Below are 19,007 nucleotides of genomic sequence, written 5' to 3' on the forward strand. Positions count from 1 at the left end.
TGTGCACCATCGCGAATCGACCGCGCGACACCAATCATGTGGACAAACCGCTTTTTTGACTTACCTAACGAAGGTGTTGGAACTCGTTGAGTCACGTGGCTCATGCCACAGAAGCCGGTCACGCGATGCGCCGACCTTCAAACACGCTCCGCCTAGCTTTAAGTTTGCATATGAGAGTAAAAAGGCACCCAACCCACCCTATCGTGGTGCCCCAAGCTGGAAATGCTCAGTCTATTACTATTGGTGGCTATACTTACGTTACAACGAAGATTACCGCGACACTTGTGCCAATGACGGTGTGGGCGCATGCGCAAAGCTCTATCAAGACTTTGGCAATATCTACGGACAAACGTTTCGATCTTGGTGGGCCGACCATGACCATTTGTTCACTGAACCAACCGCTGCGGCTCTAACCAAAGATCAACACGCTTTTGGAGCTAATGCGCAAATTGTAGATGTACAGATTGATGTATCCTTAGGCGCGGAGGCGGTGGAGCGAAGCCTGAAGGAGTTACATGCAAAACTGGTGTTTCCTGAGCGTGTGGCTTTGCATAGATCAGCCGCGATATATCCCGTAGCCCGCCGCCCTGTTCTCATGAACCTGCATCGTCATCTTGCTGTTTTCAAATGGCGCAAGCGTTGTCCCGACATGTCCGATGAGGACATAGCAGATCACGTAGGCCATCACGCAGCTGCACAGGCCAATGGCATCTCACGCAGTTACATGGAGCGCCTAGGCCACTCAACCCGCGAGATTGATATCGAGTTAAGGCGGGCAAAACGCAAAGCAGTGCAGCATGATTTACGTTGCGCTCACCTTCTTATTGCTGGTGTTGGCAAAGGTGAGTTCCCGGTTCGAACCACTAGCTGAGATTTATGTAAGGTTGATCGCCTTGGGCGAGAAAATTGAATGGTTTACCACAATCTTTGGCAGATTGACCTTACACGCAAAATTTGGCTTTTTACTGTTTGATAACATTTGGATGGCTAGTGAACTTCGAGTCACTGCCTAAAAAGTTTACTGTGTTAAACCCGTAAACGAGTTTACTGTGTTTGCGCTGTAAACTCCCCAGAAGCCCGAAAATTCTCGCCGTGTTTTACGTGCTTGAACGCTGTGTAACACTCGATAATCGGAAAACGGCAGTGCTTTTGCTTGCGTGTCTTGGGCTACCGCGCCGATGCCGAACGAACTCACTTTAGCACGGGCCATTTTACATGCTTTGCGCATGTGCCTGTGGCAGGCGTTTGGTGATGATTATGGCCACCACCCATGCACTCCCCTTTTGTTGTCGGCTCTTTTGTAGAGACCACACTGCGGGTCGGATTGGTTTGCCGCTGCCCGCCCCAATAGGCACATGTGGCACAGAGTTTAGTTGACGGTGAATAGCTGGGCATTGGTGATCTCCTTTACGCAGATGTTACGGCCACGTCTCGAAGCAGAGCAACCGAATATTGGCTAAATATCTGTGAACGTTATATATTTAGGAGACAACATGAGCGTAAAACTACTTGAACATTTGAGAGATGAGCTGATTGGCAGTGGCGCTGTACGTAACACGCCAGAGTTTTGTCGGGCCTGGCTTGGACGCAGTGAGGGGTACATTCGAACACTCCGCAATCACGGAACGGGCCCAAGCGTGGAGACCCTTGCGATCTGTTCTCACAAACTAGGGCATTATGCTGAGCGCCTACGTGCCACAGGGACAGCGGAGCACGGCAAACTGGCCCAACAATTTGAGCGTCTCAAAGGCTTGTGTGATCAGAGTATAGCGCGACATGCGGAGGCTGTTTGGCGAGACCCAGAAAGGATGTCGGCATGAGTGTGCATCCGAAATGGGTCCTGCAGGATAAAAAATCTGCCGCGCGGATTTTTCTAGGGAAGTACTTATCAATTCAGCCTGGTGATTTTGCATCACCCCAGTTTTGCAAAGGGGGCTTTTATGGATGATCGTGATGAACTGCGCCGCCTAATTGATGTAATCGAAAAAGGATCAGGAGCTGCAAGTGTCGAGCAAGCGGTCGGTGATCTCAAAACTTTTGCAAACACCGCAAGCTTCTTGGCAAATAAACTCGATGGAAGGCTCAAAGCCAAAGACGCCAAGCCAAAAGTGAAGAAAACGGCGGCAGCTCCCAAGGCACCAACGCCTATCCCAAAGTCGAAGGTTAAACCCGCTAAACCATCTCAATCTCCTGAGCCTGCCAGCAAGCCCGTGATCAATGCAATCTCCACCGGTATCTCGCAAGCGGACTTTGATCGTCTAAAACCGCAGTCCCCACAAGCTCCGATCAGCTCAATCGCGTCTTAATGGCGTCTAAGACACGCTGTACGGGCCCTGTGTGGGGTGGACAGTGCTACGGGTAGGCCAGTGTAGCGGCGCACGCCTGTTGACGCTGTACGCCCGCTTTTGAACGATTTGTTCACATCTTGCGCGGTACCGCGGTTGTTGCGCAGCTGGTTGACCTAAAGGCTGGCAGGCATAGTGAAACTTTACTATACGCTTAAACGGCTTGGACTCGACACTGATCCCAATGTTAGAAAACCTCAAGACCAGCAGATCGTGCTACTGAACCGTGATGAGATGATGAGTGGCTAAACTTGATGATATAAAACCTGGTGGCAAGGCCAGCGGCATCGTACCAGGTGCCATTGCCGAAATCGTGTCTGTAGAGTGGATTGGTGATCAAGCCATCAACGTTGTGTACCGCTCTGCAAACGGATCAGTCGCAGAAACCACGCTATACCGAGACGATGAGCATCGCCTTGAGTTAGAGAGTGCAGGACGCAAGTGGTCCTTCGATGCAGATGGGGCAATGTTACGCCTTGTGACAGAGGCGAACCGGATCAAGCTTGCTCATTTCTTCGACCCCTACTTGGCCATCCATACAAGCCTCGTCGATCCGCTACCGCATCAAATATCCGCTGTATATGGTGAAATGCTGTCTCGGCAGCCACTGCGATTTCTGCTCGCAGACGACCCTGGGGCAGGCAAGACTATTATGGCCGGATTGCTTATTAAGGAGCTTATTGCGAGGAGCGATCTGGAGCGCTGTCTAGTCATCGCACCGGGTAGCCTTGTTGAGCAATGGCAAGATGAATTGGGAGAAAAGTTCGGCCTCGAATTCGACATCCTCACTCGAGATATGATTGAAAGTTCGAGATCAGGAAACCCGTTCAACGATCATAATCGACTGATTGCGCGCTTGGATGTCTTGGCGCGCAATGAGGAGATGCAGGAAAAACTTCAAGCCGCTACCGAATTTGACCTGATCATTTCGGACGAGGCACACCGTATGTCAGCCACCTATTTCGGCAACGAGGTTAAGCGAACAAAGCGCTACGAGTTGGGGCAGGTGCTAGGTCGTTGCTGCCGCCACTTCCTTCTAATGTCGGCGACGCCACACAACGGGAAAGAAAAGGATTTTCAGCTCTTCATGGCGCTTCTCGATGGGGATCGCTTTGAAGGGCGTTTCCGTGACGGGGTACATGTTGCTGATGTAGAGGACATGATGCGACGGCTGACAAAAGAAGAGCTTCTTCGCTTTGATGGTCGTCCACTCTTCCCGGAGCGACGCGCCTACACGGTGAAGTACGAGCTCTCACCTGAGGAAGCGGAGCTGTATACAGCGGTCACTGAGTATGTCCGCAACGAGATGAACCGGGTTCAACGATTTGCGGACGACGACGGTCGAAAGAAGAACAATGTCGGCTTCGCACTTCAAATCCTGCAGCGTCGATTGGCTTCCAGTCCGGCTGCCATCTACCAGTCATTGAAGCGGCGACGCGAACGGCTGGAGGACGAGTTGTCAGCAGCTCGTTTGGCAAAGAAGGGCGCAGCGCCAAAGGCTCCCAGTATCAGTGATGAGATGCTGCGGAACCTCGACGAATACGATCAAGAAGAAATCGACGAGATCGAAGACCTGATCTCTACTGGCGCCACTACAGCTGAGACCATTGAACAGCTTGAGATCGAGGTTGAGACCTTAAAAGGACTGGAGGGAATGGCCGTGCGCGTCCTTCATTCCGGCAAAGATACGAAATGGCAGCAGCTTGATCGCATCCTCGATGATGACTTGATGCTCGACGCGGATGGACACAGGCGGAAGCTAATCATCTTTACCGAGCCAAAGGATACGCTCGAATACCTGCGCCAGAAAGTTGTTGCCCGTCTCGGTCGTCCGGATGCCGTTGAGGTCATTCACGGCGGTGTTTCAAGAGAAGAGCGCCGGAAAGTCGTTGAGCGGTTTATGCAGGACCGTGACATGCTGGTTCTGGTTGCCAACGATGCAGCGGGTGAAGGCGTAAATCTTCAGCGCGGTCACTTGATGGTCAACTATGACCTACCTTGGAACCCCAACAAGATTGAACAGCGGTTCGGGCGCATCCATCGGATTGGTCAGCAAGAGGTTTGTCACCTTTGGAACCTAGTCGCCAAGGATACGAGAGAGGGTGAGGTCTACGCCCGACTTCTGGAAAAGCTGGAAGCTGCCCGCGAGGCACTTGGGGGCCGCGTCTATGATGTTCTTGGAGAGCTCTTCGAAGAGCGCGCTCTGAAAGACCTGCTATTTGAAGCGATCCAGTACAACGAAGACGAAGAAGTCCGAGCTCGCATTTTCCAGACGGTCGATGGGGCTGTTGATCAAAGCCATCTTCTGCACCTCTTGCAGAAGCGTCAGTTGACCAGTGATACGATGCCTGAGGCGCGCGTTCAGGAACTGCGTATTGAGATGGAGCGCGCTGAGGCGCAGCGTCTTCAACCGCATCACATTCAGAGCTTCTTCGTTGAGGCTTTCCAGCGCCTTGGTGGTCAAATCAAACGGCGCGAAGAAGGGCGCTGGGAGATCAAACATGTACCGCTCAGCGTCCGTGAGCGCGACCGGCAGATTGGAACCGGAGCACCTCTTCAAAAGAAGTACGAACGGATTTGCTTTGAGAAGGACAAGATCAATCAGCAGCCGGTCGCAGCCTTCGTTTACCCAGGACATCCGCTGCTTGACGCAGTGATCAGTCTTGTCCGAGAGCAGAACGAGCACCTGATGAAGCAAGGGGCTGTCCTCGTCGATGACACCGATGAGGGCACAGATATCAGCGCGCTGTTCCTGCTGGAGCACAGCGTTCAGGATGGTCGCACGACGAGCTCTGGAAATCCTAACGTCATCTCCCAGAAGCTCCAGTTCGCGGCCATCGACAAACAAGGTCAGGTGACAAACGCTGGGATTGCGCCGCACCTCAACCTTCGCCCAGCGACTGCGGAGGAAATCAATGCCGTTGAGCGCCCCCTAAACGCCGACTGGCTCCGCAGTGATCTAGAGAAGAAGGTCACTCAGTTCGCGACAGTAGAGCTGGCGCAGGGACATGTCGCTGAGGTTCGTGCACGACGGGTTCCTGAGATCGACAAAGTTGAGCAGGAGGTGAAGGCGCGGCTCAAGAAAGAGATCAACTACTGGGATGCCCGAGCTTTCGAGCTCAAGGAAGAAGAGAAGGCTGGAAAGAAGATGCGCCTGAACTGGCAGAACGCACAGCGGCGCGCCGAAGACTTGGCTGAACGTCTCAAGCGTCGTCTCGAAGTCATCGAACAGGAACGCTTCATCTCTGCTCAGCCTCCAAGAGTTCGGGGAGGCATGATTGTCGTGCCAAAAGGGCTCTTGCGAGAGCAAATGCCAAACCAGTTCGCTGATGTTGGCTCCGGTTTCTCCGAGGACCCTGTGGCGCGTCGAGAGATCGAAGTGAAAGCCATAAACGCCGTCATGGCTGCTGAGCGTGAACTGGGGAACGAACCCAGAAGCGTCGAGAACCAGCGTGGGCTTGGTTACGACATCGAGTCCTATGATCCAGAGACCGGCCACCTGCGGTTCTTGGAAGTCAAAGGCCGCGTCGATGGCGCCGATACGATCATGATCACGCGCAATGAACTCATGGCCTCTCTGAACAAGGAAGAGCATTTCTTTCTTGTGTTCGTGCCGATCTTGAACGGATACGCGCAGAAGCCAATCTACAGACCCGGGCGCCTCATGACGCGCGAGCCCGAGTTCGGACAGACAGCCATTCAATTTTCAATAAATAGCCTGCTTGAGTGGGCAGAAACGCCGACATGACCCAGACTTATAAGAAGAAACTCATCGAAGTTGCCATCCCGCTGGAAGCCATTAACACGGCGTCCATGAAGGAGAAGACTAACCCATTTTTGAAGGGACATCCACGAGCGCTCCATCAGTGGTGGGCAAGGCGACCATTGCCAGCATGCCGCGCCATCTTGTTTGCGCAGCTTGTCGACGATCCGTCCAACTTCCCTGATGTTTTTCCAACTGAAAGTGAAGTTCTTAGGGAAAGACAGAGGCTATTTACGATAATCGAAGACCTAATCGAATGGAACAACTCTTCGAATCCATCCGTCCTAAAACGAGCGGCAGATGAGATAGAAAAGTCGACAAACGGGGAATTGCCCACAGTATTAGATCCATTTTCCGGTGGAGGTGCTATTCCGTTTGAGGCTCAACGCCTTGGGCTTAAAACGGTCGCTAGCGACCTTAATCCTGTTGCGGCACTAATCTCAAAAGCAATGATTGATTTTCCAGCTCGGTTCTCTGGAAGGCCACCTGTACATGATGGTGCTCGCGAGAAGCACAGCTACGAGCAATCCGAGGGACTTTCTGAGGATATTAGATACTACGGAAAGGTCCTGAGGGACTTGGCCGAAGAAAAAATTGGAAAATACTATCCGACTATTTCAATTAAGGGGAGTGGCGAGATGAGGGTGGCAGCGTGGCTTTGGAGCCGCACTGTCCCATCGCCCGACCCAGCATTTGGAGGAGCTCACGTTCCTATCGCGGCAACCTTTGTTCTCTCCAAAAAGAAAGGGGCGGAGGCATTCATAGAGCCCGTGGTGGATAAGTCATCGGGTAAAGTGGATTTTTTGGTGCGCTACTCCGGTGATAAAGACCTCCTTAACACGGCGGCGCAAGGAACCAAGAAAGGAAGGGGGGCCAACTTTGTCTGCCTACTTTCAAATTCACCCATTACTCCGGACTATGTGAAGAAGTGTGGGCAGCGAGGTGAAATTGGCACTAAACTAATGTGCATAGTTGCCGAGGGTGATAGAAAAAGAATATACGCATCACCAACGGTTGAGCACGAGCGCATTGCAACGCACTTGGCGCGCCCCGATATAAATGAAATCACACTCCCTCAGCACTCACAGTATATAGGTGTGCTGGGGTATGGCATGAGTACATTCTCTGACCTATTTTCTCCGCGCCAGGCGATGTGCCTTAAAGAACTTATAGATTTACTGCCCGAGGTAAGAGACAGAGTCGAGGAAGATATTAATATTTCCAGACAAGGCGCGGGCGAGTCCTTCAGTGATAAAGAAAAGAGAGAATATATTCGAGCCATCAACCTTTACTTGGGTTTTGCTATAGATAAGCTTGCAGATTTTATGAATGCGCATTGTGGGTGGAATGCTGCCAATGAAAATATATCACATATGTTCGGACGCCACGTCATACCAATGGTTTGGGATTATGTAGAGGGAAATCCATTCGGCGGTATGATTGGAATTGACAGCATCTGCCGAAGCGTTTCTGGCGGCCTTGCCAATGCTGGGCTGGGCTTGGTTGGAGACGTCCAGCATACTTCCGCTCAGACTGTATCTGTTGAAGAAAAGTGCGTCGTAGTGTCTACTGACCCACCGTACTATGATAATATTCCATACGCGGATATTTCTGATTTTTTTTATGGCCTGCTTAGAAAATCGCAAAAATTTGCATTTCCAGAGATCATCTCGACACTTAGTGCACCCAAATCTGAAGAGCTTGTAGCTGATAGAGTAAGATATGGAGGACCAGAGGCGGCAGAGTCGTTTTTCTTGGACGGCATGACCCAAGCCATGGTGAACTTACAGAGACAAGCGTCAGATGATTTCCCAATCACAATTTATTATGCATTTAAGCAGAACGAGATTGAGACAGAAGGCGTGGCTTCAACTGGCTGGGCTACTTTCCTTCAGGCAGTCTTCGATGCGGATTTATCAGTTGTTGGGACGTGGCCAATCCGCACCGAAAACTCAGTGCGCCGTCGCGCGTCTAAGAGTAACGCATTGGCAAATTCCGTTGTCTTGGTCTGTCGAAGAAAAGTCCTATCCGCAGACAAGATCACCCGCGCCGAGTTTATCCGCGCCCTGAAACGTGAACTCCCCCCGGCCATCGCCGAGCTTCAGGCTGCCAACGTCTCCCCGGCCGACATGCCGCAATCGGCCATCGGCCCCGGCATGGGTGTCTTCTCGCGCTACAAGGCGGTGCTCGAGGCTGACGACAACCCGATGACGGTCAAGACTGCGCTGCAGCTGATCAATGCCGAGCTCGACGAGTTCCTGAACGACCTGCATGGCGAGTTCGACGCCGACACCCGCTTTGCCGCGACCTGGTTCGAGCAGCACGGTAACGACAAGGGCGACTATGGTTCTGCAGACAACCTAGCGCGCGCGCGTGGGATATCGGTGGAAAGCGTGAAACATGCCGGGATCGTAGAGAGCTCTGCAGGCAAAGTCCGCATCTTAAAGCGCTCTGAACTAGACGCCGATTGGGACCCGCTTGAAGATGATCATCTCACGATCTGGGAATGCTGCCAGCACCTGATCCGCGTTCTTGAAAACGATGGTGAGTATGCGGCAGCTGTACTTGTCAAGAAGATCGGCAGTGACAAGGCTGAAACGGTCAAGGATCTCGCCTACTATCTCTACGAGGTTTGCTCGACCAAGCGTCAGGACGCAAAGGAGGCGACGGCCTACAACGGGCTGATCGCCGTGTGGACCGAACTGACACGGCAGGCCGCTACCATCCAAATTGAAGACCAGTATCGCCAGTCGGCGATGGACATTTGAGGCTTATTTTCCATGGCAAAGAGTACGCGCCAATACGTTTTTGAAGGTATGGAGCACATGCAGAAGGGCCTGCAGCCCTTCGTTATGCAGAGGCTTGAGGCCGGGCTGGGCAAAGGCTGGCCGCAAGAAGTAATTTCACAGTTTCCTCATTGGAGGCCCGAAAGCAACGGTAAATTCACCCTCGATACACAGAAGCTTCTGCAGATCATGGAGCGGCTCTGGAACGATGCTTTCCGCGACGTACTCGAACGCACCCATCGATCCATTGTAAACGAGCTGGTCGATGTCAGGAACAAACTCGCCCACGATGGCAAGTTCACCTACGACGATGCGGAACGTGCTCTGGACTCCATGCGGCGACTGCTTGAGGCCGTCAGTGCCGGAGAGAGCGCAGAAGAAATTAGCAAGATGCGCGAGTCGATCTTGCGCACAAAGTTCACAGAGCTTGCCCGGAACGAAGAACGCCGGAAAACAGCGGCAACAACCATTTCCACGGAGACTGTGTCGGGTCTGCTGCCGTGGCGTGACGTGGTCGAGCCACATCAGGACGTCGCGACTGGCGAGTTCCAGCAGGCCGAGTTCGCTGCCGACCTTGCAAAGGTTCACAATGGCAGCGCGCCGCCTGAGTATCGCGACCCACGTGAGTTCTTCAGCCGAACCTACCTCACCGACGGTTTGAGCCGCTTGCTTGAAGGCGCAGCCAAGCGCCTGTCGGGCAAAAGCGGTGATCCAGTTGTCGAACTGCAAACCAACTTCGGTGGCGGTAAGACGCACTCGATGCTAGCGCTCTACCACATGGTTGGAGAAACGCCCGTCGCGGACCTGCCGGGTCTCGATCAGCTTCTTTCCGATCATGGCCTAAGCGTGCCGAACAAGATCAACAGAGCCGTGCTTGTTGGTACGTCCACTGGCCCATCTGATGTTGCCCAGCGCGAGAAGGAATACGGGCGCCCGATCAACACCACCTGGGGCGAGCTTGCGTTCCAGCTCGGTGGTGAAGACGCGTTCCAAATGATTGCTGACCACGACCAAAAAGGCATCGCGCCTGGGTCGAACCTGCTTGAAGCGATTTTCAAGAAATGTTCGCCGTGCTTGATCCTGATCGATGAATGGGTCGCCTACCTCCGCCAAATCTACAAAATTGAAGGACTTCCTTCCGGATCATTCGATGCAAACCTTTCGTTTGTTCAGTCACTTACAGAGGCGGTGAAGGCATCACCTCAGACCCTATTGGTCGCATCGCTGCCCGCTTCCCAAATTGAGGTCGGTGGTGAAGGTGGACAGGAAGCCCTTGCACGGCTCAAGCAGACGTTCAGCCGTGTAGAGAGCTCTTGGCGGCCTGCGTCTCAAGAAGAGAGCTACGAGATCGTTCGTCGTCGTCTCTTTAAGGAAATCCCCGGTGACAAATACATGCATCGGGACAACACGCTTAAGCAGTTTGCCAAGCTCTACCGAGAGAACCCCAGTGACTTCCCACAAGGGTGTGCGGATGAAGACTATCGGCGGAAGCTTGAGAAAGCCTACCCAATACATCCTGATTTGTTTGATCACCTCTACACAGCTTGGGGCTCGCTGGAGAAGTTCCAACGGACACGTGGTGTACTACGTTTGATGGCACAGGTCATCCATGAGCTGTGGATGTCAGGTGATCCGTCGGTCATGATTATGCCCGGTAGCGTTGCGATCAGTTCTCCGCGCGTTGAGCCCGAGCTGCTCCACTACCTTGATGTGTCGTGGCAGTCGATCATTGCAGGTGACATTGATGGCGTGAACGCTACGCCCTATAAGATCGATCAGTCCGCGCCTAATCTTAACCGTTACTCCGCAACACGCCGCATCGCGCGCACAGTGTTCATGGGCACAGCGCCTTTACATACCCAAGAGAACAAAGGCCTCGATGACAAGCAGATCAACCTTGGCGTAGTACAGCCCGGGGAGAAGATCGCAATCTTCGGAGATGCGCTTCGCCGTCTAAGAGATCAGGCCAAGTTCATGCATGGTGATCTCGGGCGCTATTGGTACTCGATGTCGGCAAGCTTGAACCGAGTTGCTGCAGATCGCGCGGCTCAGCTGGAAGAAGCGCTTGTTCTCGTCGAAATCGACAAGACGGTGTCAAACTACATCAACAGCATTGGAGATCGCTGCCATTTTGATGCAGTGCAAGTCGCACCGGACAGCTCCAGTGAAGTGCCAGATGAAGCTGGAGGCATCAGGGCTGTTGTCCTCGGCGTCAACCATCCACACACGGGCCGAGACGGTTCGGACGCGATGGTCGAGGTCAAGGATATTCTGCTCCAACGCGGGAACACCCCTCGTGTTTATCGCAATACTCTTGTGTTCCTTGCCCCGGACAATCGTCAGCTCGACAACCTCAAGGATGCAATGCGTGCCTCTCTCGCTTGGGATGGGATCGTGCGTGATGCGGACACAGGAAGGCTGGACCTGAAAACGAGTGATATCGCCTTAGCTAAGGAAAAGGCACGCGAGGCCAGAGAGACAGTCCAGACCCGTCTCAAGGAGACATGGTCCTACTTGATCTATCCGTACCAAGACACTGCGCAATCTGATGTCGAGTTCGCATCTGCCCGCATTCCTGCTCAGGATGGTGTTCTTGCCCGTGCGAGCAAGAAGCTTGTAAGCGATGAAGCGCTACTGCCCGAAATCGGACCTGAGCGGCTCAATCGCGAACTTGAGAAATACATCTGGCAGGACAAGCCGCATTTGAGCTTAAAAGACCTTTGGGAGTATCTCAACCGATACACCTATCTGCCTCGGCTCAAGAACAGAGAGACCCTCATTAAGGCCGTGCAGGCCGCTATCAGTGGAATGCTGCCGGGTCCATTTGCCTATGCTGAGCGGTTCGATACCTCGAGCAGTGCCTACGCAGGACTATCGATTGAAAGGTCTTCGAACCCACTTGTGATAATCGACAGCGAGTCGATCATCATCAGGCCTGATGTTGCGGAAGCAAACCGACCAGCACCCAATGCTGAACCAGAGCCAACCGAAACTGGCTGCGGAACAACAGGCACTGCCGGCGGAGGACATGAGACCGGTATGCAGCCGGGAGTTGGTAGTGCAGAAGAAACCGGAGGCGTTGATCCGACACCAGAGCCTCTTCCGAAGCGCTTCCAAGGCACTGTGATGCTGTCAGCAGACCGGCCAGCGCGCGACATGCATCAGATCGTCGAAGCCATTGTAGAACAGCTAACCACGCTGCAAGGCGCAGAGGTAACTCTAAAACTGGAGATTGATGCGGAGGTGGCAAGTGGTCTCGACCGGTCAAAAGTCCGAACATTAATGGAGAATGCAATGACGCTTAACTTTATAGATAAATCAGTCAAATAACGACAAAAATTTCCGGTTTTCCTAATTGATATAGGTTCTTTACAGGTTGGTCTTATAATCTTGACTTACATGGTTGGGCACTTTTTGCGAGTTACATGAACGATCTCGCAAACCACCAATTTCGAATTGATAATTACTGTAGCGTAGTACACTCAATCCGCGTTCGAATACCTGGCTGGACTATAATTCCGCGCTGAAGTCTGCGGACTTAGCTGTTCTATCCAATTTTGCCAACCTAGCACTATACTCAATCCCACCTTTGAGCGATGTTCGCCTTGCTGAACGAGTACGTCCGCCATCTCAGCTAGATCGTCATCTGAACACGAGTTTACGTTTGCGCAAATACTATACTCCTCCGCAATGCTAGCGAGAAGTATAGTGCCATCGTCATGCAGATTTTTGACTATCACGACGATGACACCAATCGTTACGATAGCCGCAATAAGTCGCTTCATAGTATGCTATGCTCGTTTGTAGCCGACAGAAAGATTATGATCAGTGTGACACGTATCACCTGAGCAACACTCAAAGATATTAGGTAATCTCCCCATTTTTAACGGGGTGCATCCGTAGAACTTACGCGGCCATTTTCAGTTTCATAGCGGGTGTGATGCCGCCGATGCCCATGTTCGGGCGGTCGTTGTTATAAGTCCAGAGCCATTGTGTGGCCTGATCCTGTGCCTCCTCGATGCTTTCGATGATGTATTGATCCAACCACTCATGCCGGACTGTCCGGTTGTAGCGTTCGACATAAGCGTTTTGCTGCGGCTGTCCGGGTTGGATGTGCTGGATAGTGATACCCTGCTTCTCGGCCCATATTCTGAGCTTCTCGCTGATGTATTCCGGGCCGTTGTCGACCCTGATCGTGCCAGGTTTTCCGCGCCATTCGATGATGCGGTCCAAGCTGCGGATGACCCGTTCGGCGGGCAACGAGAAGTCAACCTCGATCCCCAGCCCTTCTCGGTTGAAGTCGTCCAGCACATTCAGCAGCCGAAAAGCACGGCCGTCGCCAAGACGATCTGCCATGAAGTCCATCGACCAGGTCACATTGGGCGCGTCTGGCACCGCCAGAACATCAGGCTTCTCCCGTTTCAGCCGCTTTCGGGGCTTGATCCGCAGGTTCAGTTCCAGCTCGCAGTAGATCCGATAGACGCGTTTGTGGTTCCAGGGATGCCCCTTCACGTTGCGTAGATGCAGGAAACACAGGCCAAATCCCCATGTCTTGCGCGCATCCGTCAGCCCCGTCAGCAGATCGGCGATCACCTCGTTCTCGGCCTTCAGCTTTGGGCTGTACCGATAACAGGTCTCGCTGACCCCGAAGGCCCGGCACGCCAGCGCAATGCTGACACCCCGTCGTTCCACCGCCGTTTCGGCCATCTCTCGCCTCTGAGATGGCCCACCTACTTTTTTCCGAGGGCTTCCTTCAACAGATCGTTTTGCATGCTCAGGTCCGCATACATCCGCTTAAGCCGACGGTTCTCTTCTTCCATCGCCTTCATCTGGCTGACCATCGACGCATCCATGCCGCCATACTTGGCCCGCCATTTGTAAAATGACGCGTCGCTCATCCTATGCTCGCGGCACAGCTCGGAAACCGGCACTCCGCCTTCGGCCTGACGCAGGATCGCGATGATCTGCGCCTCAGTGTATCTGCTTGTCTTCATTCGAATTCTCCTCGTTCATCTTGCCGAGAAAATTCTACTTTTGCAGCCCCTTAATTTCGGGGGGGATTACCTACCTATCTGTCTCAATGGACTGGAAAACCTTGATCCTCGCCGGCGCTTTTGGCGCACTAATCAACGCTATCCTTCACTACACCTTAGATGTCACAGATATGCGTGCCTCTGGTGCTATCTTTATCGGGGATGTACTCGGGTTTTTAGCAGTTCTGATCATTGCGATGCTGAGTTTCAGACTGTTGAGAAACTTATCTTGAGATTTACGAAAAGCTCATGCGTCTATATAGATAATGAAGGTATTAGGCTCTCTAGAAACGTTGTGTTCAACAACACAAACAGATGGAAAATAAAGTCACGGATTAACGCATTTTGATACACACCTAGATATTTTCTAAATTTTATTATTGCAAATCAATTACTTAGTTTTGAGTAATTTAATTGCAAATCCGTGTACACCGGTTCGATTCCGGTACTCGCCTCCACTTCCCCCCTCGTTCTGGCATCCCCATACAAAAAATCGCCCCAAGCGGGTGGATCGTTCGCGCAATCCATAAATCCGTGCAAAAAAGAACGAAAATATTCCGTGAAATCGAAAATTGCGCAACAAATTTCCTCGATCAGCCCTGCTGCGTGACAGGAATTCTGCCGATCCTTCATGCTTAGAATTTTGGCCGCTTTCGCGGCTCTTTTCTGATGTGCTGTCCCCTTGTCAGTCTTGCATTCTCACGTCACATGCAGCGCCACAATCGTCCCTCTCACCCGAAAAACGAGGTCATGAGATGAAACTTCTTTCTTATGCAGCCGCAGCTCTTGTGCTGATGGCAAATGTTGCAGCGGCGCAGTTCGGCCCTTTGGTCAGCCCCGCTGAATTGAACGCCAGCTTGGGCACGAATGCGCCCGTCATCTTGGACATTCGCGCGCCCTCTGCAGCCGAAGGCCAAGAAAATGTGAACACCTACAGCGCAGGCCATATCGAGGGCGCAATCAACGCCCCCTACGGTCGGTTCCGTGGGCCTGCTGAAAATCCTGGCCAATTGCCCAGCGCCGAAGAGCTGACCGCATTGCTGCGTGAATTGGGTTTGCGCCAGAACCAGACTGTTGTGATTGCCCATCAAGGCGCGAATGAAACCGATTTCGGTGCCGCGGCGCGTGTTTATTGGACGTTGAAATCCGCAGGTTTTGGAAATCTGTCGATCCTCAATGGCGGCGTTGCCGCATGGACGGAGGCAGGGCTTGCACTGTCGACCGAGGCAACCACCCCAACACCAAGCACGATCACTGTCACCCTCTCTGATCAGTGGACAGCCACGGCAGAGCAAATCCAGACTGTGATTGCAGGCGGCAGCAATGGTTTGTTGCTTGATGCGCGCCCTGAAAGCTTCTGGAACGGTGACCAAAGCCACCCTGCCGCTGCCCGTCCAGGCACGCTGCCGCAGTCGCAATATTTTGTGCATAGCAGCTGGTTCGACAATGGCCCTGCGATTGTGGACGCCGATGCCGCGCGTGCTTTGGCCGAGGCCGAGGGGTTCACGGATGCAGAAACCTTGGTGTCTTTCTGCAACACGGGCCACTGGGCTGCAACCAACTGGTTTGCCCTCTCGGAATTGGCAGGGATTGAGAATGTGAAGCTCTACCCCGAATCCATGGTCGGATGGTCGAATGCAGGTTATGAGATGGCCAATGTCCCTGGCCCAATCCGCAACCTGTGGAACCAGATCAAATCGGTTTTCTGAGGAGAGACGCAATGGCGCCGCTGGCCCAAAGCGACCAAAGCAGCCACTTAGACCGCCCCCAACGCCCCGCGCGTTGGGGGCGGCTTGCCTTGCTGGTTGGCGCGATTTCTTTTGTTTTGATCCTTGCCGCTGCTGCGGGTGCGCGGTTCGGTCTGCTTTTGCTGATCGGTCTTGGCCTTGGTGCAACGCTTGAAGGGTTGCGGTTTGGCTTCGCTGGGCCGTGGCGCGCGATGATCCTGCGCCGTGATCCATCGGGCCTCTTTGCGCAGCTCTTGGCCATCGCCCTTGTGGCCGCTGTGGCCTTCCCGCTATTGGCCAGCCATTCAGGCGAGTTGATCGGGGCCCATGCGCCCATCGGGTTTGCCATGGTGGGCGGTGCTTTTGTCTTTGGCATCGCAATGCAAGTGGTTCTGGGCTGTGGCTCTGGCACCTTGGTTAATGCAGGCAGCGGCAATCCCGTGGCATTGGTCGCGTTACCTTTCTTCGCCATTGGCAGCTTTCTGGGCGCTGCACATCTCAACTGGTGGACGTCACTTGGCACTTTGCCTCTTGTCGCGCTTGAGGGCGGCGCGGGTCTTGGCCTTACCCTTATAGGGCTTGGCACTGTCGCGCTCATGGTGTGGATTTTCGCCGAAAAAGGCCAACGCCGCCTGCCCCGCCGTCTTGTAATGGCCGCAATATTGGTCGCTCTCTTGGCACTGGGCAATCTTGTGGTCGCAGGGCAACCTTGGGGCGTGGTTTATGGTCTTGGCCTTTGGGTGGCTAAGGGCGTCAGTGCGACAGGCGTTGATCTGACGCTCAACCCGTTTTGGGGAAGCCCCGCCCATGCTGAACGCATCGCGCAAAGCCTTTTGACCGATGTCACCTCGCTCACCAATCTTGGCCTGATCGGGGGCGCATTCATCGTGGCCGCGTGGCGCGCGGGCCTCTCGCAACCAATCCCGCGACTGCCCTTGATTGCGTGGGGTGCTACGATCCTTGCGGGGCTTGCGCTTGGCTACTCCTCACGCCTTGCCTTTGGCTGTAATGTGGGTGCCTTTTTCAGCGGCATTTCCACAGGCAGCCTGCATGGATGGGTTTGGTTTGCAGCAGCCTTTGTTGGATCCATCATCGGTGTGCGTCTGCGCCCGCTTCTACAACTGGAGCCCCGCACATGACAGTGTCTCGCAAACATGGGGTCATCGCGCTGTTCGTGATGATCGGCGCTCTTTTGGCCTTTGATCTTGGCCACAGCGCACCGCTTGATCCATTCCGCGCCCCTGCCATTCTGGCACTGGGTTCAGGTCAAGCCGCCAGCGGCGCGCATTGCGCCGCAGCGCCCGGGTCTTAAAAAGTGACGCGAGGATATCGTCACGCGGATTTAACGTGATTGTCCTTGGCGATTGGCTTCAAATTTCGCCCATATATCCATGCGGCCACGCTGACGCGCGTCCGCTAACCATAACTTGCGGCGCACGCCCGCAACTTCGAGATGGCGATATTTGCCATTAGAAAATTTCGGCCAATCAATAGCCAGCCCCTGTTTCACCAACTCGGCAGATAAATCGCGCCCGTCTGGCAAAGTGCAAAGTGCAACACTGCGTCCATGACCGTCACTTTCAATTATTTCGGCTTGGATCGTTTGCCCCTTGCAAAGCTTGACCATAGCCCATTTGGCTTGCTTTCCATACGGGTGTTCAAGTTCTGGCGCATCAATACCGAACAACCTAATTTGCTGCTTATTGATCGTAATAGTATCGCCATCGGTGACATAGGCAGCTCCGCAAATTATTCGGCGCTGAACCTGCGCGACTGAAGATGAGGAACTAAAAGCCTTATTGCGCGGCTGTTGACGCCTTTCACGACCAGATGAAGATGCTGAATGCTGGAATGCCATGAAAAAAATGGCAACCAACACCCCGATCCCAAACAATACTTCCATTCGCGCAATCTTTATCAATAATATATAAAACATACATTATTGATAAATCAGCGGCAATATCCACTGAACAAATTACTTTATTTAATTCACGAAAAACGAGCGCGAGGGGTGCCCCTCGCGCGCTAAGACCTCACAACACCTTCGCAATACGATCAAGCGCAGCGAGGATATTCTCGGTGGAATTGGCGTATGAAAAGCGCACATAGCCCTCGCCCATCGCGCCAAAACTCGTGCCCGCCACTGTGGCCACGCCCGCCTCGTTCAGGAACAGGTTCTGTGCCTCCACGGCCGTCATGCCTGTGCCCGAGATATTTGGGAATGCATAAAACGCACCCGCCGCATCGGTGCAGGTCACGCCTTTTAGGCTGTTCAACCCCTCAACAATCACTTGTCTGCGCGCATCGAATTGGGCGACCATCTCGCGCACGGCATCTTGAGGGCCATTGAGCGCCGCAATCCCTGCAAATTGCGTAGCGGCATTCACACAGGAATGGTCATTGATGCACAGGCGGGTCACATGCGGCACGCAGGCCTCAGGCCAAACGGCATAACCCAAACGCCACCCTGTCATCGCATAGGTCTTTGACCACCCATCGAGCATGATCAATCGATCCCGAATTTCTGGATATTGCAGAAGCGAAACATGCTCACGCCCGCCATAAAGCATGTTGGAATAGATCTCATCCGACATCAGCGCCACATGGGGATGATCCAAAAGACCCGCGACTAACTTGTCGATCTCTTCCTTCGGGGTCACACCGCCCGTTGGGTTTGCAGGCGAGTTGATGATGATCAACCGCGTCTTGGGCGTGATCTGTGCCAAGACCTCCTCTGCCGAAAAGGAAAATCCGTTTTCCTCGCGCAGCGCAATCGGCACAGGGGTTGCCCCTGAATAGCGGATGACAGATTCGTAGATCGGGAACCCAGGGTTGGGATACATGATTTCTGCGCCAGGCTCGCCGAACATCATCACCGCAAAGAACATCGTGGGCTTGCCCCCAGGAACGGCGACCACACAATCAGGGTTCACCTCTACCCCATGGCGGCGATGCAAATCGGCGGCCACCGCCTCGCGCAGTGCGGGCAGGCCATTGGCGGGCGTATATCCATGATGACCATCCCGCAGCGCCTTGATGCCTGCCTCAACGATATGCTCAGGCGTCCGAAAATCGGGCTGACCGATGCCCAGATTGATGATGTCGCGCCCCTCGGCGGCCAAGGCTTGCGCGCGGGCCAAAACGACAAAGGCAGATTCCGTGCCCAAGCGAGACAGGCTTTGGGCGAATTTCAAGTCAGACATGCGCGCTCCCTCTATGATGCGCGGCCAAAATGGCCACTCTTTTTTGGTATACCAAACTTGTGATACCCAAGGCATAGAGCTATGTGAAGAGGGCAGCAACCTCAAGCATGACGCGCGAAGGGTTGCATCTCACAACTCAGGCAAAGGGGC

The 19,007-nt window shown here is 53.5% G+C and carries 11 protein-coding genes; 8 read left to right on the top strand and 3 right to left on the bottom strand.

Going from position 1 to position 19,007, the window contains the following annotated elements; all coding sequences use genetic code 11:
• The first annotated feature begins 298 nt into the window (after positions 1-298).
• The 5 genes from I3V23_05230 (at position 299) to I3V23_05250 (ending at position 12,224) form a co-directional block, all read left to right on the top strand.
• Positions 299-871 (top strand): hypothetical protein, encoded by a 573-nt coding sequence (locus tag I3V23_05230; protein ID QPI86369.1) that lies wholly within the window; start codon positions 299-301, stop codon positions 869-871.
• 1,069 nt (positions 872-1,940) lie between these two features.
• The gene (locus I3V23_05235) at positions 1,941-2,306 is read left to right on the top strand and encodes a hypothetical protein (GenBank protein ID QPI86370.1); all 366 of its coding nucleotides are present in this window, start codon (positions 1,941-1,943) and stop codon (positions 2,304-2,306) included.
• 280 nt (positions 2,307-2,586) lie between these two features.
• Positions 2,587-6,093, top strand: coding sequence for a DUF3883 domain-containing protein (locus I3V23_05240; protein QPI86371.1), 3,507 nt, complete (start codon positions 2,587-2,589; stop codon positions 6,091-6,093).
• Positions 6,090-8,876: a DUF1156 domain-containing protein gene (locus I3V23_05245; protein ID QPI86372.1), complete on the top strand. Its 2,787-nt coding sequence runs from the start codon at positions 6,090-6,092 to the stop codon at positions 8,874-8,876. The genes I3V23_05240 and I3V23_05245 overlap by 4 nt, the downstream gene beginning before the upstream one ends.
• A 12-nt stretch (positions 8,877-8,888) precedes the next feature.
• Positions 8,889-12,224: a DUF499 domain-containing protein gene (locus I3V23_05250; GenBank protein QPI86373.1), complete on the top strand. Its 3,336-nt coding sequence runs from the start codon at positions 8,889-8,891 to the stop codon at positions 12,222-12,224.
• A 576-nt stretch (positions 12,225-12,800) separates the two neighbouring features.
• Here I3V23_05250 and I3V23_05255 read toward each other — a convergent pair.
• A protein-coding gene (locus I3V23_05255; GenBank protein ID QPI86374.1) for an IS3 family transposase occupies positions 12,801-13,888 on the bottom strand; the annotation gives its coding sequence in 2 pieces (ribosomal slippage) (positions 12,801-13,627 and positions 13,627-13,888; 1,089 coding nt in all).
• Positions 13,889-14,682: 794 nt separating this feature from the next.
• Between I3V23_05255 and I3V23_05260 the strand changes: the two genes are divergently transcribed.
• From I3V23_05260 to I3V23_05270, 3 genes are read left to right on the top strand one after another with little or no spacing between them, the layout of a single operon-like run.
• A complete protein-coding gene (locus I3V23_05260) occupies positions 14,683-15,636 on the top strand; it encodes a sulfurtransferase (protein QPI86375.1) in 954 nt (317 codons plus the stop codon).
• Positions 15,637-15,647: 11 nt separating this feature from the next.
• A complete protein-coding gene (locus tag I3V23_05265; protein QPI86376.1) occupies positions 15,648-16,793 on the top strand; it encodes a YeeE/YedE family protein in 1,146 nt (381 codons plus the stop codon).
• Positions 16,790-16,966: a hypothetical protein gene (locus tag I3V23_05270; GenBank protein ID QPI86377.1), complete on the top strand. Its 177-nt coding sequence runs from the start codon at positions 16,790-16,792 to the stop codon at positions 16,964-16,966. Before I3V23_05265 ends, I3V23_05270 begins: the two co-directional genes overlap by 4 nt.
• A 30-nt stretch (positions 16,967-16,996) precedes the next feature.
• Here the strand turns inward: I3V23_05270 and I3V23_05275 are convergent, their stop codons facing one another.
• Both I3V23_05275 and I3V23_05280 read right to left on the bottom strand, forming a co-directional pair.
• A complete protein-coding gene (locus I3V23_05275; GenBank protein ID QPI86700.1) occupies positions 16,997-17,512 on the bottom strand; it encodes a thermonuclease family protein in 516 nt (171 codons plus the stop codon).
• A 175-nt stretch (positions 17,513-17,687) separates the two neighbouring features.
• The gene (locus I3V23_05280) at positions 17,688-18,857 is read right to left on the bottom strand and encodes a pyridoxal phosphate-dependent aminotransferase (GenBank protein ID QPI86378.1); all 1,170 of its coding nucleotides are present in this window, start codon (positions 18,855-18,857) and stop codon (positions 17,688-17,690) included.
• Positions 18,858-19,007 lie beyond the last annotated feature (150 nt).

Source organism: Rhodobacterales bacterium HKCCA1288 (assembly GCA_015693905.1).
GTDB lineage: Bacteria > Pseudomonadota > Alphaproteobacteria > Rhodobacterales > Rhodobacteraceae > M30B80.